This is a genomic window from Kangiella sp. TOML190, from assembly GCF_023706045.1.
Lineage (GTDB): Bacteria > Pseudomonadota > Gammaproteobacteria > Enterobacterales > Kangiellaceae > Kangiella.
On the sequence record NZ_BQYL01000001.1, the window covers coordinates 90,340 to 114,998 of the forward strand.

Consider the following 24,659-nt stretch of genomic DNA (forward strand, 5'->3'; position numbering starts at 1 on the left):
CTGCACTGACAATATTTGGATCAACCTATTGCAGTAAATCCACTTGCTTGACGCTGGTAAAACTCTGTAGCCCGAAATGGCCATAGCCGTAGGTGAAACTAGCCGTTTCATTCCATACGCTGGAAGAATGAATACCACCTACTGTACAGCCGCCAACGCATACCACTTGATCGGCCCAACTTTTAATGGAATACACATCGGCGGCAAAGTGATCACCATAGATGCTATTAAGAAAAGGGCTGCCAATGGATAAGCCCCAATAGCCACAAGTGGGGGTGTAAACATTGAAAGGATAGTAGCCACAACTCCGCAGGCCGCGCACCGCGCCAGCAACCGCAACGAAGTCGTTAATTTTGGTGCTAACGGAAAGATCGTTAATTTGATCGATCGCTAAAGTCACTCCCATAGAGTGCGCCACGATATCAACCTTGCCAGTGCATGATTGAGTAATAGCAGCTTGGATGGCATTTCTAACTGGCGTTTCTTCGCTACCATAGTGGTTGTTGCAAGCCGCACAAGAAGAGCCCCAGTTGGGACGAAAAATTTCAGCATGGTTGTAACCACGACTGAGCAGTTCATTATAGGTGTTACTCCAATCGCTACTCGAGCCGGCGTTGCCATGAACCAGCACCACCGCATCTTTGCAGTTAGCAAAAGACGCCGCGCTGGCTAGCATTAACATTAAAAACAGCAATAACTTGTTCATTATTAACTCCTATTACAAGCTCGGTTTTAATACACTCAAAACCGATAAGGTTAAAGCTGCCCACAATGCCGAATAGTCGTTTAGAATATCGAAAATAAAGCAATTGCTAAAATTAATCCCAACAAAGGCACCACCACCGTCAAGGCGGCCATTGGGCCATAAGCAGCTTGGTGGGTTTCCCCGCAAATGGCGCGAATGGTGGTTACCACATAACCATTATGCGGCAAAGAATCTAACGCGCCTGAAGAAATAGAAACAATACGATGCAACTGCTCTGGCGGAACTCCCAGCTCGGTGTAATGCGGCGCTAGAATCGGAAGAGCAATAGCTTGACCACCCGATGCCGAGCCGGTTAAACCGGCAATTACACTAACCGCCAGGGCAGCACCGATCAATTCGTTTCCTGGTAAACTGGTCATCAATTCCACCGCGTAAGCAAAGCCTTCCGACTGCTTAGCGATAGCGCCAAAGCCAACCACTGCCGCGGTATTACCAATCGCCACTAGAGCGCCAGTGGTGCCAGAGGTGATCGCTGCTTGAATATCTTTAAAGAACTTCCAGTTTGCAATCACAATCACCAAAACGCCTGCTAGTAAGGCAATAATAAGCGCGTATTGCTGCAAGCTATCGTGCAATAAAAAGGAAAAAACCAATACCGCTAACAGGGCCAAAACGCCAGTTAATGGGCTGGGCAATTGACGTTCGTCGGTTTGCGGATCATCGTCGCGAGCTGCAAACTGCTCTCCACGCGCCACCGCACTTTTAAGCATTTTATTCAGCCACCAATAGCCAAAAGTTGCCATAAAAACCGCCACTACTAAACTGACTTCCCAAGCGGCAAAAGGCGAAGTGCCAAGGTATTTGATGGGGATCCAATTTTGGATTTCGGGCGAACCGGCAGAGGTCATGGTAAAGGTCACAGAACCGAAGGCTAGTGCGGCTGGAATAAAGCGTCGCGGCAAATTGGCGTCTTTAAACAAACTGAGGGCTAGAGGATACACCGAAAAAGCCACGACAAATAAACTCACACCACCGTAGGTTAGTAGCGCACAAGAAATTACTACCGCTAGCACCGCATGTTTTTTGCCGATTTTGCCTACAATCCAATGGGCAATGCTGTCGGCGGTGCCGGTGTCTTCCATAAACTTCCCGAACAAAGAACCGAGCAAGAACATGAAAAACCAAGCTGCGATAAAGGAGGAAAATCCATCCATGTAGGAAGTGACGAAAGAAGCAGACGTTTCTTGGCCGGGGAATATAGAAAGGTTACTGGTTAGAGCGACGATAAGAGCACACACTGGCGCTGCAATAAAAAGGTTGATGCCACGCATGGCAGTATAAATCAGCAGGCCTAGACCCACCAATAAACCAAGCATACTGATAGTCAATTACTTATCCTTTTAATCATGGTCGTTAGAAATATATAGAGTAAAAAAAGGTGCTACCAAGGTAGCACCTGAGACTAACTTTAGAAGAAACTGTAGGTTGCCGTTAAGGTATAAGTTCTTGGGTCGCCGTAATAACCTGTAACCGTCCCTTCAACCCCTAAATCTGGGAAGAAGTAACCGCCAGTACGATACTCCTTATCGGTTAAATTGCGTCCCGATAAGGTAAAGCGCCAGTCGCCTTCCGCGGTAATATAACTTACTGCAGCATCGACCAAGGTATAACCACTTTGATCCACTGGTGAATCTAAATCAAAGATCTTAACGTCATCACGATAAGCAGCATTGGCATTAAGCAACCAGTAGGCACCTGAAGCCATCGGAATTTGATAGTTGAAGCCTAAGTTCGCCGTAGTTTCCGGCGTATTGATAATATTAATGTCATCGGGATCAATACGGTTGCCCGTCACATCAAAGCCATCAAACTCTTTGTAATCGGCATCTAACAAACCTAAATTGAAAAAGAATTTAAGATTATCAGTAGCGGAATATAAAGTTTCCACTTCCAAACCATAAGCTTCCACCCGGCCAGCATTCAGAATTCGTCCGACAAAAGTTTCGTTGATGCCATCATTATCCAGATCAACATTGGTATTGGTGGTCACTTGCTTATCATCATAGTCTTGATAGAAAACCACTGCATTAAGCTGTAGACGGTCATCAAGCAGTGTACTTTTAACACCAAACTCTATCTGATCCACAGTCTCTTCTTTGAAGGGTTGATCCGCGCCAGGATCGGCCGCTTGGTTGGCTCGCATGTTAAAGCCGCCACTTTTAAAGCCTTGACTATAACCAGAATACAACATTACATCGTCATTCATCTGATACTGCACACCTAAGTGTGGAGAGAAATTATCAAAGGTTTCATCATTGTTAAAATTCGAGCGAACTTGGAAAGGCGCTACTGAAGTATCGACTCCTAAGAAAGCCAACACATTAACATAAGCACGCTTATCATCATGCGTATAGCGGCCACCGAAAGACATCGACCATTGATCGTCGAATTGGTAGCTACCTTGGCCATACACCGAGTGACTGCGAGTATCGACTACTCCTGAAGTGGTAGTCGAGAAACCTAAGCCACCTAAAATCTGCCCCAACAAAACGTCAAACGAACCCTTGGCCTCACCATCGTAATAGTAATAACCAAAGACTCCATTTAAATTGCCTTGGTTGTAAGCAAACTGAAACTCTTGCGTAAGTTGTTCGTCATCGTAAGTCGCTGGAACATCAAAATCGTTAATATTTAGCTGGTCAAAATCAATATCGGTTGTAGTATCTCCTCGACGTTGCGCCGATACCGACTTGAAAGACCAACGGTCATTAATATTCCAATTAATGGTCAGCGCTTCGCCGCTAGTATTCACCTCGTTTCTATCAGGATCGAGGTTTTGGCGAGTATCGTGAACATCTGATAGTGGCGGTAAATTGGACACATTAGAGGTTGTTAAACGCCCACCACCGCGAGCATTTGAATCATCTTCGATTCGGTCCACCACCAATTTAAAGCGTAAATCATCACTGTGAGCATAAGTTAGGTTAAGACGACCCGCCAAAACATCTTTATCGGACAAGTCATCACCGGCAAAGGCACTGTCTCCTTTAACTTCGCCAAAACCATCACGATTAAGGCTGGCAAAAGAATAACCAAGCATCCATTTATCGGAACCTAACGCCGTTTGCCCACCGATCTTAAAGTCCAACTGGCCGAAATTGCCAACGCCCAGTTGAGCAGTAAACTCGGTTTCTGGCGTTAACTCTTTGGTTACATATTTCAAAGCACCACCAATGGTATTTTTACCGTATAAGGTTCCCTGCGGTCCGCGCAAAACTTCAATCCGGTCAATATCCAAAATATCCAGTACCGCACCTTGCGGACGCGCCACATAAACGTCATCGATATAAACACCCACGCCAGGCTCAAAACCCCACAAAGGATCGTTTTGACCAACACCACGAATGTAGGCAGTTAAAGTCGAATTAGTACCCCGACTGGCATTAAAGGTTGCATTAGGAATGTAATTTTCAATGTGGGTGATATTTTGTACTCCCGCCTCTTCCAAAGCTTCGTCGGTGAAATACGAAACGGAAACCGGAACCTTTTGCGGATCTTCCTGCACTCGACGCGCAGTGATATGGATAACGTCGGCCGAATCTTTAGCGGAATCCGCCTCTGGTTCCGAGTTAGCCTCAGCCGCTGCCAACGAATTGGCAAACAATACTGACAGTACCGATAAGCCAATCGCGGAATACTTGAATTTGGAGTTTTTTGCTTTCATTTTTTCTCCCAAAGAAAAAAGTTGGTTGCACTTTGTGATCTATTAATCTGGTTGTATTATTTCTTCTGTGCATTACTATATCCAACCATAACAAGGCTTGGTACTATACCTTAGTACTATAGTTATAAAATCAAATATTCACCTTCAATTTATTGATATTTAAGGAATTTTAGTGGTTATATCGGGCTGGCTACTGTTTGCTATTGCAATGGGTTATCTGCTGTTGCTATTCGCCATTGCCCACTACGGCAATCGTAAACTGGATACTTTTTCGGATAAAAGTCGCGCCATCATTACCAGTTTATCGTTGGCAGTTTATTGTACCTCTTGGGCCTTTTTTGGCACCATCCAGCAAGCCTCAGAAACCGGCTGGTGGTTTGCTCCCACCTACCTTGGCACCATCATCTTTTTCGCTCTGGCTTGGCCCTTGGTGCAAAAACTTCTGCTTGCTTCTAAAAAACATAACAGCACATCTATTTCAGATTTTTTGTCTTCGCGTTATGGGAAATCACATTCCATTGCCATTGTGGTCACCTTAATCGCAGTGATTGCCGTGATCCCCTATATCGCGATCCAGCTTAAAGCAACCAGCGACAGCTACGAATTTATTACTCAAGGCTTAGGGTCGACGTTGGCAAGCACGGATTCCATTAGCCAAGACTCGGCCTTTTACATTGCGATTTTAATGGCGGTGTTTACCATCTTATTTGGCACCAAAAAAGGCGAACGTTATGAGCAACACTCCGGCGTGATTTTAGCGGTTGCCTTCGAGTCGCTGGTAAAATTGATTGCCTTTATTACAGTCGGGATTTTTATCAGCCTGTATGCCTTTGATGGTTTTTCAAACTTCTGGGCACAACTGACGAATAGCGAACAACCGTCCGCGGACGTCATAAGCCAAATGCCGCTGACTTATTGGACTCACGTCTTGCTTGGGGTGCTGGCGATGTTTTGTTTGCCTCGACAGTTCCACGTTTTAGCGGTAGAGCCGACTAATGGTCAACAGATCCAAACGTCGCGCTGGTTATTCCCACTCTATCTGATCGCAATAAACTTTTTTATTTTACCGGTCGCGTTAGCCGGCAATCAGCTATTTAGCGAACAAAGCGTTAACGCCGATCAATATATATTGGCGATCCCGATGCTTGCCAACCAAGCCAACCTAACCATTTTAGCCTTTATTGGTGGGCTTTCTGCCGCCACTAGCATGGTAATCATAGCAACATTGGTCATTAGCACCATGTTAACCAACCACCTGATCATGCCTCTGCTGCTCAAGCGAGCAAAATACACGGCACCTGGACGAGATCTGACCAAACTCATTTTAAGCATTCGCGCCGGTGTTATATTATTGGTGCTACTGGTTGCCTACAGCTACTACCGAGTGGTGGCTTCGCAAACTGAAATTCCGTCTATCGGGCTTTTGTCCTTTGCTTTGGTCGCCCAATTCGCGCCCGCCATCATTGGTGGACTCTACTGGAAACAAGCCAACCACAAAGCCGCGCTAGCAGGACTGAGCGCTGGCTTTTTACTCTGGTTCTATACTTTATTGCTACCTTCTATCGCCAATATTGGCCTAATCAATGCGGAATTTATTCATCAAGGAGCGTTTGGCTGGCAATGGCTCAAACCCACCGCCCTATTCGGTGCTCATCAATTCGACGCCATTACACATGGTGTCTTTTGGAGTCTCTTTGCCAATCTTTTGGTGTACTTTTTAGTCGCTAAAAATACCCGTACCGGCCTTATCGAAAAAGCCCAAGCCAACTCCTTTATCAATATTCCCACCGACACTCTTCAAGGTCGGGAAAATTATTCTGATGAGCTTTCTTTACTCGATCTAAAAGCAATTAGTGAACAATTTATTGGCCACAATAAAACTGAAAAGCTGTTTACTCAGCTGCAAAACCTCCATTTGCTACCAGACAATGTTGAGCCCAGCCAATGGGGACAACAACAAGCATCTAAACAAGCTATTCATCATATAGAGTACGCCCTAAGTGGCGCCATTGGCAGCGCCACCGCTCGCATGGTACTGAATAATTTCAGCAAAAAGCAATCCAAAGAATTGGAGCAAGTGGTTGAATTTATTGAAGAATCCTATTCTGCCTTAGAGTTTAACCGCGAGCTATTACAAGCTGCCGTACAAAATTTACCGCACGGTATCAGCGTTATCGATCGGGATCTTAAGCTAGTGGTTTGGAATCAACCTTATGTGGATATGTTTGCCTGTCCCGAGCATTTAATGCAGATAGGAACGCCTATCGTCAAGCTGATCGAATATAACGCGCAAAGGGAAGAAACCGATCCCAAGGTTATCAAGCAAAAAGTTGAACGTCGTTTAGCCACCCTTAAAAATGGTCAAGCGCATAGCCACGAAAGAACCGATACTTGGGGGCGCAGCTTGGTGGTTACAGGCAATCCCATGCCGGGCGGCGGCTTTGTCACCAGCTTTGTCGATATTACCGACTACAAAGCGCAGCAAGAATCGCTTAAACAACTGAACGAAAATTTAGAGCAACGAGTAGAAGAGCGAACTCTTGATCTGGCTGCAGCTAATCAACAGTTGGTAGAAGCAAAAGGTCAGGCCGAACAAGCCAACCAAATCAAAACTCAATTTTTGACTGCCTGTAGCCATGATTTATTACAACCTTTAAACACGGCCAATTTATTCGCCTCGTCCATTGCCCAACAGCATGCACCGAAAAACATTCAAACATCAGTACAACATATCCAAATCTCTATCCATCAAGCCGAAAATTTGATCAAAGATCTACTCGACATTGCCAAACTCGACTCCCATGCGATTGAACCTCAAATTATTGACTTTGCGATTGACGAATTGCTCGCACCCTTATTTGAATCCCATACCTTAGTCGCGCAAGAAAAAGGGATCCAGCTGCATTATGTTGCATCTTCTAAAATCGTTCGCAGCGATCCGAAGCTGCTAAGAAGAGTCCTACAAAACCTATTGAATAACGCCATTCGCCACACACCCAATGGCAAAATCCTGATCGGATGTCGCAATCAAGGCAATCAGTTATTAGTACAAATTTGTGATAATGGAGAAGGGATCCCTAGCGATCAAATAGATACCATTTTTGATGAATTTAACCGACTCGCGACTTCGCAAAATGCCAAACACTCTGGGCATGGCCTTGGGCTGGCTATTTGTAAAAAGCTGTGCAAACTATTGTCGGTACCGATTGGCTTAGAATCAGAGCACGGTCGAGGTAGTACTTTTAGTCTTACCTTAGAGCTAGGTCAGGCTCAATTACAACAAAGCCTGAATCGCTCTGGATCTGAGCAGCAAACATCCCCTATCGACTTTGATGGTAAAACCATTTTGTGTGTTGACGATGATCCTAAACAACTGGCAGCAATCAGCCAACTACTAAAACAATGGAACTGCCAACTAATCAGCTATCACTCTTATCAGCAACTCAGCGAACAGCTTGGCAAAGTAGCTCATAGCGCTATTGACCTAGTAATCAGTGATTTTCATCTTGAGCAAAACCGTACAGGATTGGATACCATTGCCTTGGTAAAAGCACAACTATCAGCCCAGCAGCTAGCGATGGTTCCGGCTTTAATTGTTAGCGCTGACCAAAGCCAAGAAGTTTTGCAGCAGATCCAGCAGCATGGCCACTACTATCTGGCCAAGCCAATCAAACCGCTTCAGCTATACAACTTATTAAGAAAGATCGTGGCATAAAAAAAGCCTTGAAAATCAAGGCTTTTAAGCTCTTTTACAAGAGAATAATGGTACCAGAGGACGGACTCGAACCGTCACTCCCGTGAAGGAATCGGATTTTGAATCCGACGTGTCTACCAATTTCACCACTCTGGCATAAAACTGTTTAGCGGGTTGAAAGTTTCATTTCCAACCAAACCGCAGCACTTAATCGGAAGCGCATCCTGCGCTACCTTTGCTACTACTTTAGGGCTTTATACAGCACCTGAAAGTGGGTCGCATTATAAACAATTGGATTGCATTTGCAAGACACTATATCTGAAAAGTGTTGATGCTCTCTTAAACCTTGCGCAGACCGTTTTAGCGCTCAAACTGCTGATACAGCCAGTGGTGCAAGCAAGATGGCGCAGAGTTATCTCTAACTCTAAAGTTTGCGAGCCGATGAGCGGATAAACTAGGCGGTTTTTCTGTTAACTGATTTGCCTTAAATTCTGTTCTTAGGACATCTTTGAGCAGGACTGAACCACTCATCAATAGCCAAATCGTCACTAAAGCTATCATTTTGACTTTCATAAGGACTCCTTGCCATTGCACTCAGTTAAATTAATGAAAAAATTTCTTCTACCGGCACTTCAAAATAACGAGCGATTTTTAGGGCAATTACAGTCGAGGGAACAAAACGCCCTACTTCAATGGTACTGATGGTTTTGCGTGAAACACCAATCGCCTCCGCAAGCTCTGACTGGCTCATGCGATGCTCGGCCCGAAATACCCGAATACGATTATCCAATTCACCACTCATAATCAGTCCTCCAATTCGTCAAGCTCATCCGTGTTAATAGAAAATAAGAAAACCATACCAACCCAAAACACCATAGAGCCAAACATCACAACCAAATAAAACGATGGCGGTAAACTCCATTTATCTATTCTACTCTCCAAGCCCAGCAAAATGATTAACAGGAAAAGATTAATATGAAACGAACGAACAAGACTGCTTATCATCACTTGCGAGAAAAAGCTTTCAGGCTCTTTTTTACCCTTCATTTTGCCCGTCAGCTTCATTTTAATCACAGGAAACATAGCAAAAAATGTCACCGCAACCGTTAGCGCGATCCCAACAACAGTCGCTAAGTCCAAATAGTCATTCAAGGGATTCTGTTCAAACGCTTTTTCCGCAGCGACCACAAAATAAGTCACCCCGCAGATGGTCATGGCCCAAGCCACCCCCCGATTCATCCGATCCATTACCTCAGCACAATTAGCAGTTTCACCCATGACTTTTACCTCTTTCTCAATAATTCACTTGTAAATAATATAATATTTAACGGTTACAAAAAGAAACCCTTACAATCCTTTTTGCAACCTTTAGTTGTCATTATGATCAATTTGGGTGGCTCTTGTCAAATCTTTATTAACATCGATTGATTGGTGTGCTTTGTAGCTGGATGAAAATGAAATAGAGTATAAATTTTGGGGCTGTCCTAGATAACTAGCCCATATCCTCTTTAACCCATTGTTTTAATTGTAATAATTGAAGCTTTGGGTCACTGTTATTAAAACGCCACTCACACTCTCGTAAATAGAGGTGAAAGTGGTTTCTTGGAATGCCGTTAAATCGCCGTAAATGACGCTTCGCTTGACTCCAAAAGTTTTCAATACCATTAATGTGATTTTTATCTTTGGCAAACTCTTTAGAGTGATTAATCCCAAAGTGTTTAAATTCGCTCACATCCAGCGCATTATAACTGCGAAAAGTATCCGTATAAACGATACTATCGGGCTTCACTTTTTCGCGAATAATAGGAAGCAATGTTTCAGTTTTGGCATCGAGTATAATCACCGCATAAACCTTACTATTACGCTTTAAAAGCCCAAATACGGGCACTTTCCCAGCCGCTCCTCGACCACGCTTGCCTTTGCGCTTTCCACCAAAATAACTCTCATCAACTTCAACCTCACCACTGAGTAAGTTGGCCTGCTCACGATGGGCAAATATCAGCAGCCTCAAGCGGTGAAAATAATAACTTGCCGTGTCTTTATTGACACCGATTAAAGCTGCCGAAGTCCTAGATGTAGCTCCTGCTACAAAGTACTCTATCAACCGAACTTGCTTATACCAACTTAAACGACTTTTGCGCATCCTACCATCCTAAATAATTTTAATTATCTAGGACAGCCCCTAAATTTTTAAAGAAACTATATAAATTAAAGAAATACTATATAAACTTCATCTGAGATAGTTATGTTATTGATTTATATGTATTTTTCCGAATTGCAGGTAATTAATTAAAAAGGGAGCATTTAGCTCCTTCTTTCTTAATGGACGCACATTCATATAATGTGTACAAATATATTCAACGCAGCTCCTAAACTAGCTGTAAACTAAACGGTAGTAGGATCCCTACAACCCTTATATACCTTTCACATTTTTGTTTTGAGTCCATTACTAATTGTAGTTACCCAATTTTTTATCGAATAAAAGCTGGCAAAACTCGCTCTGCGACTAATTGCAGGTATTTGGTATCGTTATCGAGACCGGTAAACACAACCATTAATTCCAACTCCTCAATCAGAATGATAAATTGCCCCCAACCTCCTTGAGCTGATGAGCTAAAATAAGTTTTTCCCCCACTTTTCAAATCTGCATTCCACCAGAAGTAACCGTATCCTTGGTTTGAGACATCTTTGCCGCCGTAGTGTACTTTATAGTCATCATCAGTGTAGAGGTGCGGCTGTATTACCTTCTCGATAAACACATCTGGGATCAACTGCTCGCCATTCCATTTGCCTTTGTTGCTAACCAATGTTCCTATTTTAATCATATCGCGCGATGTTAATTTCGAACGTTCATCAGCCTCTGCAACACCACTTACTGTAGTTTTCCAAATATAATTTGTAATGCCTAGTTGCTCGAAGAGCTCATTTTTGAGGAAATCTATGGCCGTTCCAGGCACTACAGCCTCGATAACTTGCATCACCATATCTGGATTAAAGTTCCCGTATGAAAACTCCTGAGACTCTGCGGTTATAGTTTCAGAATGCTCGAAAAGAACTTGAAGCTGGCCTTGCCCCTTTAGAGAGTTTGGATCTTTCTTAAGCTCTTTCCACTCATCTCTGTTAATAGTAAGACCCCCACGCATGGTTAAAGCCTTGCTAAGCGTAATCTTTTCTACCCCATCAACAAACTTGCTCGAATCTAAGTCTTTAAGAAAACTGACTAATGGTTTATCTAGATCCTCCATAGTCAAATAGCCTAGCTGAATAGCTCGACCAAGCAACAGAGCCGTGTAGGCTTTGGTCGCTGATGCTTGCTGGTGAGGTAGATTGATGCGACCCCGTCCATAATAGGATTCAAAAATAAGCTTGTTTTTATGACTAATAAGAAAGCTGTTAAATCGACCTTGATTATGATCGGCAATCTCTTCCGCTAGTTTGACAATCATATCTTTATTACCGGCATCGACACCCAACTCACCCACAGCGATGCCATCTTCTCTATCCTCTGGTGTAGTGTTGACAAAGGCTTTGTTGAGCTGCGGAATTTTAAGGAATCCGATCGGAGAGCTGCGGTTCAGTGAGATTTCATCGTCATTGCTGGTAATATTTCTAATCACGGTAGATAGCCAAGATACACTGCGTACAGCAATCAAAGGGAAAGCGGTTTGATGATCACCTTCAATCACTTCACTTTGTACCGATATACCTCTCTTTCTATCTATTAAGTCAATAAATTCATTGATAGGTTCGGGCTTATCTTTTTCCAATGTGCCGTAGCCAATAAACACATTAGTTTGTAGCGCCTTGTTTTTATTTGACTCAAGAGCTCCAAGTTTAGTATTAATCTCAAGAAGATATGGTATTAAGCCTTTGTTCAACGGACTTCCAAGAATGTAATTATCAAAAGTATCAGGTTTTGTCAGTAATATATAAGCACCGAATGCACCGCTTAGTGAGTAACCGAAGTAGGTACGGCTGTCGGGATCGGTGCGATAATTGTTATCCACATACTCGATGATATCGTTGCGAATAAATTCCAAATGATTTTCGGCTTGGCCAAATTTCAGCAAGGGGTGTTTAGAGTTGGCTTTTGTCCAGAATGAATAATCGGTAAATCGACTGGCGTGCTCCCCATATTTTTGTTGTAAATCCTCTGTGATGTCCTTTCGCCAAGATATTCCGACTAGGATCACATCCTCAAGCATAAACTCTGTAGCCGCGGATAATATTTCAAAGTGCCATACCGCGTCCGTGGAGTAAATAACTGGATATTTATCATCCTTATTCTTTGCATAATCTTCTGGCAGTTTTATATAGAGCTCATATTGCCCTTTTGACTCACTATCATTAATAGGGATGACCTGGGTTCTAGGCATTTCATAAGGATTCATTTCACCAGCATCGACAGTGACGGAAACTAATAAAAAGCATAAAGTTAAGAAAACAGTATTTTTCATATTCACCATACCCAAAGGAAGTCGTAGCTTTAAAATTAGCAAACTCAATTAAAACCGCTGGAAGTTTTTCTGATTTTTAGCTGATTTTTAGCTGATATGGAAATATCTATTGTTTATCAATTGGTTAGATGTTCATATTTAGCTACAATTGGGACTTATGCTAAAGTAGGTTTTACTCTCTTCTTCAGCTCTAAACCACTTAATCATTGCTAGAGGCTATATGGCATTACAATATTGGGTAGGCGATTACTATATTGATTTATCCAGAAATCAAATTACTTATAAGAAGCAACCGCAGACACTTGCGCCAAAAGCTTTAGCTGTTTTGACCTACTTGGCCGAAAACCAAGGCAAAGTAGTAAGCCATGACGCCTTATTAGATCATGTTTGGCAAGGCACTTCCGTCTCACCCAACACCTTACAAAGAAGTATTGCTCAATTAAGAAAAGCACTAGGCGACGATGGAAAGTCATACATCAAAACACATGCCAAGCAGGGATATAGCTTAGAATGTAATGTAAAATGGCAACCTTCTGCTGAACAAAGTGCGCCACTAAAGGCTTCGCCTACTCCACCAACAAAACCATCTAAACCAACTTTTGGCTATATTGCGACTCTAATTGGAGGTATTGCGCTGATTCTTTTGGGGTATCAAGCCCTAAAACCCAAACAAACATCTACTCTATCTTTTGGTGAATTGCGTTTACTAACCGCCACCGATAATAAAGAGCTTGGCGGCATCTATTCACCCGATGGACAATATGTTGTTTTTCAACGATATTCTGAAGAATATTGTGTCAATCATATTTGGGCAAAAGATATCAACACTCAAAAAGAGTTTCAGCTAACCAAAAACTTAGAGATGTACGGCAGTCACAGCTTCTCACAAGATGGTAATAAGCTAGTCTTTATCCAATCCAGAGATTGCGCTCAACCAATAACCCAGAAAGAGTGCTATACGTTGATGCTCTTGGATTTTCACGATGCACTTAAAGCACCTCAATCACCAAGTGCCTTATTGGAATGTAAAAACTCGAGAATTAAAAGCCCTCTATGGCTAAATAATAACGATATTGCTTTATTACAAGAAGAGTCGAACCGCTGGCAGTTGATTAAATATTCGATTCGAGATAATAAAAGTCTACTAATTTATGAAGTTAAGGATGGCAATTTAATTAACTATGACTACTCAACGAAAGACGATCTGATTGCCTTAACCAGTGTGCATAGTGATGGTCACTACTATATTGAAACCCTTAAGCCAAGCGGTCAACTAGTATCCAGTTATCGAATAAAGTACCCGAAAGAAATCGCAAAGTTTAAACTAATAAGACCTAGCTTTTCACCGCTTGACAATAGACTGATTTTTAGCACGGGTCGTCAGCTTTTCACCCTATCTTATGAGGGTCAAATAACCAATATAAGTCTGCCCCTTGATGAGTCCATAGGCTCACCAAAATTTCACCCCGATGATCAACGAATGCTAGTGATTAAAGGCCACTATGATAGTGATATTGTATCAATACCCTTAGCTTATCTAGTTCCAACCGAAAGTGAAGAGTTACCAAACACTAACAATAAAGACCACCAGGTCTTGGAACGTTCTATTTTTGCAGAAAAAAACGCTATCTTTCAACCTAATAGCGATTTAATCGCTTTTATATCCAACCGCTCTGGTGAATCGCAAATTTGGTTAACTAGTGGTAAGGATTTACGACAGCTTAGCCGCTTCCCTATGGATACTTATTTATATGAGCTGGCTTGGTCAAACGATGGTAAAAGCCTCTTAGTTAATGCCGATCAAACATTAATTCAGATATTTCTTGATGGAACTGAAAAGCGTTTTTCTTTAGATCAACCTATTCATCAGCTGTTTCAGTGGGATAGTGAAAGTCAAACAACCTTAGCTGTCGTCCAAATAAAAGGGATATTAAAATTTGCCGAGATAAACTTGGCTAGTCTTGAGATTAGCATTATTAATAATAAAAAGATCCACTGGGCTGCTAAGACTAAAGATGATCAAATGATTTACATGGATCAATTGAATAGGTTTTGGAAATCGGGACCAGCTGAAGACATACTTATTGATAAGTTAAACGAGCAAGGAACTAATAAAAGGTTCCGATTAAAAGACAATCTTATTTACGGCATCAATGATGATTTTCAATTTTGGAGCTACTCTTTAGCTAATGACACCTTTAAAATAATTAGAAATGCACCCCGCAACATTGACTATCTAACCGATATCAATAGAGATCAACTACTAATGACAATTCGAGCCTCAGCAAAGAAAGAAGTTGCCGAACTTCACTTAAAATAATACTAATTTTTAAGAGCCAATATACGCTTACGAAAACAACTTATTTTAATTGAACATAACTATAGAATAGCGTCACAACTTATAAACTTTTTGATCACCTAGTTTGAATACATTATTGCTCAAAAAATAAAAACTAGTTAGACATTTATCCTCAAAACGAAATTTATATATTATTTCTTTAAGTAAAGGACACCTAATTACATAAACTCTTATTTATACTAACTTTGTTTATTAATTCGCCTAAATAGCGTGTAAGCTATTGAACTATAAATACAAATTTGTATAAGATTAGCTATTTACCCAGTAGCTGGATGAATTCACACTGTAGATAACCAGCACCTAACAAAAGAGACGCTTTTTATTTTTTGGCAGTATTTTTATCCCTCTATATTTATCGGTTTGATATTTATATAATACGCATCTAACATTTTGGCTGCTGGTATCCGTTTATTCACATTAGAGGCTAAGTTGAAAATTTGCCACACGTTTGCCAATAGCCAAAAACTAGTAATTTGAATTGTTCATTTTGAGTATAAATTTATGAGTCTTGATAAAAACCAACCGTTAGTAAGCATTGTGATGGGGTCTAAGTCTGATTGGGGATGCATGCAAAAAGCGGCAGAATCCTTGGATAAGATGGGTGTGCCTTATGAAGTTGAGGTGGTTTCAGCTCATAGAACACCAGAAAAAATGTATCAATTCGCGGAAAAAGCTGAAGCAAGAGGCATCGAAGTAGTCATTGCGGGCGCTGGTGGCGCTGCCCATTTACCGGGCATGGTCGCGGCGATTACCCCGCTGCCGGTATTAGGCGTTCCGGTTAAATCCAGAACCTTAAATGGGGTTGACTCATTACTATCCATCGCCCAGATGCCCGCTGGAATCCCCGTGGGAACCTTGGCCATTGGCGATGCGGGCGCGGCCAATGCGGGCTTGTTTGCAGCTAGTATCTTGGCTAACAAATATCCGGCAATAAAGGCGTCTATCAAAGAATTTAGAGCAACTCAAACCCAAACCATTATGGATAATCCGGATCCGAGAGAGGCGCTGTAAATGTCAGCTAACAAAATCGGCGCTAAAAGAATCGGTATAATTGGCGCTGGCCAGCTAGCGCAAATGCTGGCGCAGGCTGGCGAAACACTAGGGATCGAGTTTGCTTTTGTAGCGCCGGAAAAGGATGCTTGTGCGGCGCCCTATGGTAAACTCTTTGTATACCCTTACCTTGATCCAAAAGCCGAAGAAGCGTTGGGAAGTTGGTCAGATCTTATAACCTACGAGTTCGAATCGATTCCCGTATCCTTGGTAGAAGCGCTTGAAGCAAAAATGGCCGTGCACCCTTCTTCAAATGCTTTAACCTTAGCCAGCGATCGCCTTAATGAAAAAACCATGTTCAACCAACAGGGGATTGAAACGGCACAATTTACTACGGTGGATAGTTTAAGTGATTTAGAAGCAGCTGCTGAAAAAGTCGGCCTACCCGCGATTTTAAAAACCCGCCGCGATGGCTATGACGGAAAAGGTCAGGTAGTTATTCGCGAAGAAAATCAACTAGCAGCTGCCTGGGAAACCTTGTCGCCAGTAGCTTGTATTTTAGAGTCGATGGTGAGTTTTAAGCGCGAAGTGTCGATCATTGCCTCCAGAAATCTGGATGGCGAGATAGCTTTTTACCCACTAGCCGAAAATTACCATCGTGAAGGTATTTTAAGGCTATCTTTAAGTTTACAAAATGATCCAAAACAACAAGAAGCCGAACAGATTATCCGCAAAGTTATGGAGCAAATTGGCTATGTCGGTACTATGGCGGTGGAGTTATTCGATTTGGGCGATAAGCTTGCCGCCAACGAGTTATCCCCTCGCGTACACAATTCAGGCCATTGGAGCATGGATGGCACCATTGCTTCGCAGTTTAAAAATCATTTATTAGCCATAACCAACCAGCCACTGCAAGATACTTCGGTTCAAAATGCCACCGCCATGATCAATCTGATTGGCAGTATTCCTGATAAAAAGCTGGTAGCAGCAATTCCCAATGCGGTACTTTACGATTATGGTAAAAAACCAAAGCCGGGGAGAAAAGTTGGCCACATTAACCTAACTGCCGATGGCAACAATGATGAAAACTTTATCCCCAATGTGATTAAGTTGCTAAATATGGTGGGGCAGCAAGAATTGGTTGGCGAATTACTCAAGTCGAATTTTTATAATCACAAGAAATAATAGGTGTTGCCTGCAACACCTATTATTTGAAATGCCTTGTATAAAACAACAAATTTTCAATAAGTTACATCATCACTCTGTTTTGGCATCTTCTGCCTTTTGCTGCCGAATAAAGTCATTAATCTGATCTTCAAGCACCGATAAAGGCACGGATCCCTGCCCTAACACCGCGTCATGGAATTTGCGAATATCGAAATCTTGGCCTAACGCTTGTTCAGCTTTGGCTCTTAATTCACGGATCTTAATTTCACCTAATTTGTAGGATAGCGCTTGACCTGGCCAGCTAATGTAGCGGTCAATTTCAGTGCGCACATTGTGCGTCGATAAAGCGGTATTATCTTCCATTAGTTTAATTGCTTCAGCACGGCTCATACCCATGGCATGCATTCCGGTATCAACAACCAAACGCATCGCACGCCACATTTCGTAGGTCAAGCGACCGAAATTCGAGTAAGGATCTTGATAAAATCCAGCCTCTAAGCCGAGCCGTTCCGAATACAACCCCCAGCCTTCGCCAAAAGCTGAAATATAGGTGTTTTGGCGAAATTTTGGTAAGTGATCCAGCTCCTTTGCTAAAGCCGTTTGTAAATGATGACCCGGCACTGCTTCATGTAATGATAAGGCTTCTAAGTTATAGAGTGGGCGCTTGTCTAGGGCATAAGTGTTGACCCAATACTCTCCAGCTCTAGTGCTATCGAGCGGCGCGCCAGAGTAACGCCCCGTGGTATATTTTGGTGCTATCTCCGGCGCAACAGCAACCACCCCGTATGGCTGGCGCGGTAACTTCCCGAAAAATTTGGGTAGTTTATGGTCCATCTTTTTCGAGATATAAGCGGCTTCTTTTAACAACTCTTCCGGAGTTTTAGCATAAAACTGTGGATCGGTTCTTAAGAAATTGAGGAACTCGGCAAAACTGCCATCAAAGCCCGTATCCTCTATCACCTGTTCCATTTCAGCACGGATCCGCTTGACTTCTTTGCGACCAATCTCGTGAATTTGTTCAGGGGTAAGATCCAAAGTAGTGTAGCGCTTAACTTGCGCCTGATAAAAGGCTTTACCATCGGGGTAATCAGTAGCGGCTATGGTTTTCTTAGCCTTAGGGTAGTACTCTTTATCAAAGAAGTTTTTATAGTTAACAAATTCAGCTATTACTTTGTTTTTTATGACATTTTTTGCCTTTTCTCTTAGCTTTTCAGCCTCGCTTTCTGTGATTCCAGCGGCTAACTGTGCAAAAGGTTTATACCAAACGCTTTGACTAGGATCTTCTTGAATGTAGGCAGCGATTCCGTCGGAATAACCGGCAAGCACCTGTTGCGGCACGCTGAAATTTCTGGCCAAACCCGCCTTCATGTTATCAATGTTTTGCTGAAAGAAGGTTGGGACTTGGGCGAGCAAAGTCAGATAATTTTCATAATCATCGAGTGTTTTAAAGCTTAATCGCTCGCCAAGCGAGGCAGCTTGAATGTGAAAGCCATACTCCGCCGTTAAAGGCATTTGGTAGCTTTTATAATTAATATCCGATAGTTGAATGTCCAGATTACGCAACATCATTTGATAACTGACTTTATCTTCAGTCGATAATGAATCCGTAGCGATCGACAGGAGTTGTTGACGAAACCGTTCGAGTTTTTCAGCCTTTTTAGCATAGGCCTGCGAGCTATAATCGGGCAACTTACCACGAGCGGATTTATCACCCTTATTGGCAGCCATGATGGGGTTTAAACTCAACTGATAGCTTTCAACTTGATCAAATAGTTGATGCAACTTAGCTGTGGCGTTCATTTCTTCAGCAAAAAGCTGCACATTCGTTAGGCTTAGCAGTAATAAACTGGCGGCCGATAAAAATCTTGTTAATCTCATAGTATTAATTTTTGATAAGGCTAAGCCCTTTTTTATAGCAGGAATCGGCTAACACCGAAAGCTTTTTGCTGACTATCATCCCTCTAACTAAACGCTGATTAAGCGAGAAGCAAAAGACAAAAGATATCTCATTGCTATTTAGCTACTGCTATAGAGCAAGCAAGCGGCTTTTGATACACTAGCGGGCTTTGATGGCTAGCGCCAATGTGCGGCTATCGGTACCCCTTTCTGCCTTTTTACCAGTAGCACAATATGAGTGAAACCTTAGTTACCACGCCGGCCCCTCTGGGCAAAAAGTTAGGCGCTTGGCTTTATGACGCCTTGATTGCTATCGCCATCTATTTTTTATGGGTCACTTTCACTTCGCCACTTATCCGCTGGCTCATTGGCGGCAATCAAGATTGGTTAGCCGATACCAGCTGGAAAGATGCCAGCGTTTATCAATACTATATGATCACCCCTTGGCTATTGGTTTTGTTGTACTTTGTTTACAACCACGTTAAAACAGGGCAAACGGTGGGCATGAGCGCTTGGAAGTTGATGCTGGTTAAAACCGACGGCACTAAAGTCAGCTGGTCGCAAGCGACGCTAAGAGCTATCGCTTCCATTTTTGGCGCAGGGATCTTATCGAGTGTATTTAATGCACAAAAACGCGGCTGGCATGACTTGCTTAGCGGTACGCGAGTGGTGTTGCTCCCCGATCCCCAAAACAAATAACGACGGTAATAGAGACCACCAGAACGGTGATAATTGCTGTCGCTAACCTGCTTTTTTAAGCAAGTACCAAGCAATGCCCGCAAAAATTAGTGGCGGCAATAAAGCACCCAAAAAGGCCGGCAACCCAAACACTAAACTCACCGGGCCAAAAGCGCGTACAGTAAAGAAATAAATCAACCCTGTCACCACGCCGACTAACACCCGCGCTCCCATAGAAACGCTACGCATTGGTCCAAAAATAAAGGATGCAGCAAGTAAAATCATCACAGCAGTACTCAGTGGCTGGATAATTTTACGCCAGAAAGCCAAATCGTAAGCTTGGGTATCCTGACCATTGGCATTAAGATAATTGCGGTAGTCATTTAGGCTGAGCAGATTAAAATTTTCAGGATCTTGGCGTAACGCTGACAAATGCTCCAAAGCAATACTGGTATTCCAATGCCAAGCATCAAAATTTTCAACTTGGATCTGTTCATCACTAATCAAGTGATGTTGACCATTAGCTAGCTGCCAAGCATCGTCAACTAGAGTCGCTGAAGCGGCTTGGGTGATACGCCTAAGTTGCTGATCGGAATCGAGCTGATAGATAGTAACGCCCTTTAATTTTGATTGTCCCAATACTTCATCAAGGCGGATCATCTGCAAACCGTCTTTAAGCCACAAGCCTTGGTTACTTTTTAAAAATTGATCGCCATGAATGGCTCGATTTCGCAAATCTTCGGCAGCTTTTGTGGTTTTTGGGGCTACAAACTCACCCAAGAAAATCGCCAAAGCAATCAAAATAAGTCCATAACTTAAGGCTGAGCCAATAATCTGTCCGGTGGTTTTACCGACTGCTCGCATAACCGTTAATTCAGAACGCGAAGCCAAGATACCCAGCCCCGATATGCAACCAATCAAGATGGCCATTGGGAAAAACTCGTAGATATACTTAGGTGCTAACATTAAAGAATAGGCCAATCCATCCATAAACTGATAAGCGCCTTTGCCAAAGTCATTCATCTGATCGATAAGAGCGAATAAAATTCGGATCAAAGCCAATGCCAACAGCGTAATCAACGAAGTGGTTAAAATGGTCTTACCCACATAGAAGCGAAGGATATTCATGCGCTAGCCTCGCCCCCTGTCTTGTCTTGATCGCCGTTTTTGTTATGCCCCTTATTACGGTGAGTATTGGCTCGGCTGTGTAGATACAGCAAACGCACACCAATTAACGCCATCACCGCATAAATTGGAATATAGCCAATCCAACCGGATAGTTTTTCATCTTCAATCCAGCGCCTAAAGACAATAATAAACACGACGTAACCGATATAAATCATCAGAGCTGGCAGAATCTTGGCGAATTTACCTTCGCGCGGTCGTACCCGACTAAGAGGAACGGCTAATAGCAGCAGAAACGGCACCGATAAAGGTACTGCCAAACGCCAATGCAACTCCGCCCAACTGGAACCGTCCCGAGTGTTCCATAGCTGACTCGTTGGCGTTGCTGAAATTTTACGTCGCGAAACGATGCTTTGCTCAGCTTCGAGTCGGGCAAAATAATGCTCAAACTGGGTACGCTTACGGACCATCCCCTGCTCGTCTAATTGGTAAACAAAACCATCGTTTAGCTGCAAAAAGTTTTTATCCAACTCTTGATCATAGAAGCGCTCGGCACTGTTGGCAGTCACCAAGCGGCTATTGGTACCGGCTTCACCTACCACTTCAGCCAAGAAGAACTTGCCCAGTTGGTTTGGCGAGTCAGTTGTTTGTGGTGCTTCGTCCACATAAACAACCCCTGTGCCCTCTTGAAACACTTGAAAACGACCCGGAGATAACATGCTCAGCTCTAATTTACTCGCCTGTTTATCCCTCAATTGGTAAGTAATTTCATTGGCCCAAGGCGAAATCCATAAAGTTACCGCGCCGCCAATCAAGGCGACGATAACAGCAATCGGTAATAACATCCTAATCAATTGATACTCGCTGACGCCGCTAGAGCGCAAAACCGCCATCTCGTTATCCACATAAAGGCGGCTAAAAGCCAGTAAACAACCCAAGAAAAAAGCCAAAGGCAGCAAAAAACCAATTAAAACTGGCGAAAAGAGCCCCACCATTTGCCATACCATGACGCCAGAAATATCGCCATTGGCAGCTTGGCCAAGATAACGAACCACTCGTTGGCTGATAAAGATCGCGAACAAGATCCCTAAAATGGCACTGCTGCTGGAAAAGACTTCGCGATTCAGATAGCGACTGATGATCAAACTTTATAACCTACTAATTTAAGCGTTTTTAATATAATTTGATAAGACAATAGAAACTGGCATTAATCCCAATTTCGGTTAAACTAAGCCAACTTTGACCATTATAACCAAATATCAATAATTTGCAGGTGATGTATGGAATTCTTTGCTAAAAGCGGCAGTGCCGAGAAACAAAAAACGGGCTGCTTGATCTTAGGCGTCTTCGACTCGAGAAAACTTTCGGCTCAAGCACAACTCGTCGATGAGCTCAGTGACAGTTATTTAAGCACTATCGTTCGCAGCGGCGACATGGAAGGTAAGTTGGGACAAACCCTTTTGCTGCACAAGGTTCCCAACCTAAACTGTGATCGGATATTACTCGTCGGCTGTGGCAAAGAGCGTGAGTTTGAAGTTTCTAAATACCAAAAGATCTCCGCCAAAATCATTCGTATCTTGGATGAAACTGGCACCAGCGACGCGGTCAATGGACTAGTGACGTTAAACGTTAAGAACCAAGATTTGTATTGGAAAATACGTTTTGCCGTTGAAGCCGCTAACGATGCTTTGTATCGCTTCGATCAGCTGAAAAGTAAAACGTCTGAAGCTCGCCGTCCGCTAAAGAAAATGACCTTCTTAATCGAATCGCGTGCGGATCTGACCCAGTCTGAATTGGCGATTGAACATGCCAATGGCGTTAGCAAAGGTCAAAGCTTGACCAAAGATCTAGCCAACTTACCCGGCAATATTTGCCACCCAACCTATTTAGCCGAATGCGCGCAAGAATTGGCTGAAAGTTACGACAACTTCTCGGTCAATGTGCTCGATGAAGCTGAACTAAAAGCGATGGGCGCTGGTGCTTTTGTTTCGGTATCACAAGGTTCCGAACAGCCAGGCAAAATGATTGCGATGGAATATATGGCTGGTGGTAAAGATGATAAACCGCTGGTATTTGTCGGCAAAGGCATTACCTTTGATACGGGCGGTATTTCGCTAAAACCTGGCGCGGCCATGGACGAAATGAAGTTTGATATGGGCGGTGCTGCCTCGGTTTTCGGCTTGATGAAAGCAGTTGCCGAGATGAAGTTGCCCATTAATGTGGTAGGTTTTGTAGCGGCAGCGGAAAATATGCCTGCTAGCAACGCAACCCGTCCGGGCGATGTAGTTACCACCCTGTCAGGCCAGACAGTAGAAATTTTAAATACCGACGCTGAAGGACGTTTGGTGCTATGCGATGCGCTAACTTATATCGAAAAATACGATCCCGAGTTAGTGATTGATATTGCGACCTTGACCGGTGCGGTCATTATCGCCCTAGGACACCAAGCATCAGGCCTTATGAGTAATAATAATCCGCTGGCAAACGAAATTGAAAGTGCCGCCGATATGACTCACGATCGCGTTTGGCGCTTGCCCATTTGGGACGAATATCACGATCAATTAAAGTCCAACTTTGCAGATTTTAGTAATCTAGGCGGGCGTCCAGCTGGCACTATTACAGCAGCCTGCTTCTTGTCAAAATTTACCAAGAAATACCGTTGGGCACATTTGGATATTGCCGGTACTGCTTGGCGAAGTGGCGCTAAAAAAGGAGCAACCGGGCGTCCGGTATCTTTATTGAGTCAAATTGTGCTTAATCGCGCCAATAAAGCCTCGTGAATCCGTACCTTTACTCAATAGCGTAAACCATGACTAACGTAGAGTTCCACATTCTCGAGTCCGCTGAAGGTGATATGGCCTATCAACAGTTGATAGGCCAACACATTCAGGAGCATTATCGGCAATCTCGAAAAATCTATATCCAAGCTAAGGATCAAGAGCAAGCCGAAGCGATTGACGAATGGCTATGGAGCCAAGAACTGAGTGATTTCATTCCGCACAACTTAGTTGGCGAGGGCCCCAATAAGCCGCCACCAGTGCAAATTGGTTTTACCGAGCCGCCAGAAAACCAGCACGACGTCTTGATCAACTTATGCGATCAAGTGCAAAGTTTCTTTAGCTACTTCTTAACCTGTATTGAAATTGTGCCGAATAACGACCAAGCCAAAGAAGAAGCCCGTCTACGGTATAAATATTATCGTAGCCACGGCTATCCTTTGAAACATCAGAAGCATTGATGCGTCTAGCATCTATTGCCTTATAGAAACCCGCTAATGAGCCGTATTTTCACTAAAAATGCTATCAGCAACTTAAAAAGCACCGGTACGTTTTTCCCCAGCTCACGATTTTTAGCCAGTAAAATCAGTCGCTTAATTCCAAAAGACACCCAAACCATTATTGAGCTTGGGGCTGGCAATGGCGCCGTCACCAAAAGCCTCTTGCAACACTTAAACCAAGCGGCACAGCTGAGTTGTTATGAAATTAATCAAGAATTTATTAAGCTGCTAAAACAAAACTTTGATGATACTAGGCTGGATATTTTGGAGCGCTCAGCGCTTGAGATCAGCAACGATTTTAGCGCAGGCTCGGTTGATGCCATTGTCTCTTGCTTACCGCTAACCTTGTTTAAAAATGCCATGAAGCAAGAGCTTATGACCGCCATTCACCAAGCCTTAAGGCCAGGCGGGATTTTTATTCAATATCAATATAGCCTCAACGATCGAAAATTCATCAATCAATATTTCAGTCATAATAAGTTAAAATTTGTGCTGCGAAATGCCCCGCCTGCCTTTATTTATATTTGTCGAAAATAGTTTGCTGCTGAATCCGAATAAAGGCTAGATAAATCCCCTGCAAGCGCTA

Annotated in this window: 19 protein-coding genes and 1 tRNA gene; 8 read left to right on the top strand and 12 right to left on the bottom strand. The window is 43.1% G+C overall.

The features are described 5' to 3' along the window. Positions 1-25: 25 nt before the first annotated feature. The 3 genes from NFS34_RS00435 to NFS34_RS00445 form a co-directional block, all read right to left on the bottom strand. Positions 26-706: an alpha/beta fold hydrolase gene (locus NFS34_RS00435; protein ID WP_251357867.1), complete on the bottom strand. Its 681-nt coding sequence runs from the start codon at positions 704-706 to the stop codon at positions 26-28. A gap of 80 nt (positions 707-786) precedes the next feature. Beyond that, positions 787-2,082 carry a GntP family permease gene (locus NFS34_RS00440; protein ID WP_376707945.1) on the bottom strand — a complete coding sequence of 432 codons (1,296 nt, stop codon included), beginning with the start codon at positions 2,080-2,082 and terminating at the stop codon, positions 787-789. 92 nt (positions 2,083-2,174) lie between these two features. Further along, positions 2,175-4,430, bottom strand: a complete 2,256-nt coding sequence (locus tag NFS34_RS00445) for a TonB-dependent receptor (protein WP_251357869.1) — start codon at positions 4,428-4,430, stop codon at positions 2,175-2,177. 172 nt (positions 4,431-4,602) lie between these two features. Here NFS34_RS00445 and NFS34_RS00450 point away from each other — a divergent pair, with 172 nt between their 5' ends. After that, complete coding sequence (locus tag NFS34_RS00450) at positions 4,603-8,145, top strand: PAS domain-containing hybrid sensor histidine kinase/response regulator (protein WP_251357870.1); 3,543 nt, start codon at positions 4,603-4,605, stop codon at positions 8,143-8,145. A gap of 48 nt (positions 8,146-8,193) precedes the next feature. Here NFS34_RS00450 and NFS34_RS00455 read toward each other — a convergent pair. From NFS34_RS00455 to NFS34_RS00480, 6 genes are all read right to left on the bottom strand, one after another. Then, positions 8,194-8,280, bottom strand: a tRNA-Leu gene (locus NFS34_RS00455). Positions 8,281-8,484: 204 nt separating this feature from the next. Then, complete coding sequence (locus tag NFS34_RS00460) at positions 8,485-8,697, bottom strand: hypothetical protein (RefSeq protein WP_251357871.1); 213 nt, start codon at positions 8,695-8,697, stop codon at positions 8,485-8,487. Between the two features lie 25 nt (positions 8,698-8,722). Then, positions 8,723-8,926, bottom strand: coding sequence for a helix-turn-helix transcriptional regulator (locus NFS34_RS00465; protein WP_251357872.1), 204 nt, complete (start codon positions 8,924-8,926; stop codon positions 8,723-8,725). Positions 8,927-8,928: 2 nt separating this feature from the next. Next, positions 8,929-9,402 carry a hypothetical protein gene (locus NFS34_RS00470; RefSeq protein WP_251357873.1) on the bottom strand — a complete coding sequence of 158 codons (474 nt, stop codon included), beginning with the start codon at positions 9,400-9,402 and terminating at the stop codon, positions 8,929-8,931. Positions 9,403-9,616: 214 nt separating this feature from the next. Continuing rightward, entirely contained in the window at positions 9,617-10,267 is a 651-nt protein-coding gene (locus tag NFS34_RS00475; RefSeq protein ID WP_251357874.1) for an IS1595 family transposase, read from the bottom strand. 328 nt (positions 10,268-10,595) lie between these two features. Further along, positions 10,596-12,581 carry an alpha/beta hydrolase-fold protein gene (locus tag NFS34_RS00480; protein WP_251357875.1) on the bottom strand — a complete coding sequence of 662 codons (1,986 nt, stop codon included), beginning with the start codon at positions 12,579-12,581 and terminating at the stop codon, positions 10,596-10,598. Positions 12,582-12,801: 220 nt separating this feature from the next. Between NFS34_RS00480 and NFS34_RS00485 the strand changes: the two genes are divergently transcribed. From NFS34_RS00485 to NFS34_RS00495, 3 genes are all read left to right on the top strand, one after another. Then, a complete protein-coding gene (locus NFS34_RS00485; protein WP_251357876.1) occupies positions 12,802-14,901 on the top strand; it encodes a winged helix-turn-helix domain-containing protein in 2,100 nt (699 codons plus the stop codon). A gap of 540 nt (positions 14,902-15,441) precedes the next feature. Next, positions 15,442-15,951 carry a 5-(carboxyamino)imidazole ribonucleotide mutase gene (purE, locus tag NFS34_RS00490; protein WP_251357877.1) on the top strand — a complete coding sequence of 170 codons (510 nt, stop codon included), beginning with the start codon at positions 15,442-15,444 and terminating at the stop codon, positions 15,949-15,951. Then, positions 15,952-17,115, top strand: a complete 1,164-nt coding sequence (locus NFS34_RS00495; protein ID WP_251357878.1) for a 5-(carboxyamino)imidazole ribonucleotide synthase — start codon at positions 15,952-15,954, stop codon at positions 17,113-17,115. A 72-nt stretch (positions 17,116-17,187) separates the two neighbouring features. Here NFS34_RS00495 and NFS34_RS00500 read toward each other — a convergent pair whose 3' ends face one another. Beyond that, on the bottom strand, positions 17,188-18,975 hold the full coding sequence (locus tag NFS34_RS00500; RefSeq protein ID WP_251357879.1) for a DUF885 family protein: 1,788 nt from the start codon (positions 18,973-18,975) through the stop codon (positions 17,188-17,190). A gap of 252 nt (positions 18,976-19,227) precedes the next feature. On the opposite strand from NFS34_RS00500, the gene NFS34_RS00505 reads away from it, so the two are divergent. Further along, complete coding sequence (locus NFS34_RS00505; RefSeq protein WP_251357880.1) at positions 19,228-19,692, top strand: RDD family protein; 465 nt, start codon at positions 19,228-19,230, stop codon at positions 19,690-19,692. 42 nt (positions 19,693-19,734) lie between these two features. Here NFS34_RS00505 and lptG read toward each other — a convergent pair whose 3' ends face one another. Both lptG and lptF read right to left on the bottom strand, forming a co-directional pair. Then, the gene (gene lptG / locus NFS34_RS00510) at positions 19,735-20,799 is read right to left on the bottom strand and encodes an LPS export ABC transporter permease LptG (protein ID WP_251357881.1); all 1,065 of its coding nucleotides are present in this window, start codon (positions 20,797-20,799) and stop codon (positions 19,735-19,737) included. Then, positions 20,796-21,941, bottom strand: a complete 1,146-nt coding sequence (gene lptF, locus NFS34_RS00515; RefSeq protein WP_251357882.1) for an LPS export ABC transporter permease LptF — start codon at positions 21,939-21,941, stop codon at positions 20,796-20,798. Before lptF ends, lptG begins: the two co-directional genes overlap by 4 nt. 135 nt (positions 21,942-22,076) lie before the next feature. Between lptF and NFS34_RS00520 the strand changes: the two genes are divergently transcribed. From NFS34_RS00520 to NFS34_RS00530, 3 genes are read left to right on the top strand one after another with little or no spacing between them, the layout of a single operon-like run. Further along, positions 22,077-23,576 (top strand): leucyl aminopeptidase, encoded by a 1,500-nt coding sequence (locus tag NFS34_RS00520; protein WP_251357883.1) that lies wholly within the window; start codon positions 22,077-22,079, stop codon positions 23,574-23,576. 29 nt (positions 23,577-23,605) lie between these two features. Further along, positions 23,606-24,034: a DNA polymerase III subunit chi gene (locus NFS34_RS00525; protein WP_251357884.1), complete on the top strand. Its 429-nt coding sequence runs from the start codon at positions 23,606-23,608 to the stop codon at positions 24,032-24,034. 36 nt (positions 24,035-24,070) lie between these two features. Then, complete coding sequence (locus tag NFS34_RS00530; protein ID WP_251357885.1) at positions 24,071-24,610, top strand: class I SAM-dependent methyltransferase; 540 nt, start codon at positions 24,071-24,073, stop codon at positions 24,608-24,610. Positions 24,611-24,659: the final 49 nt, after the last annotated feature.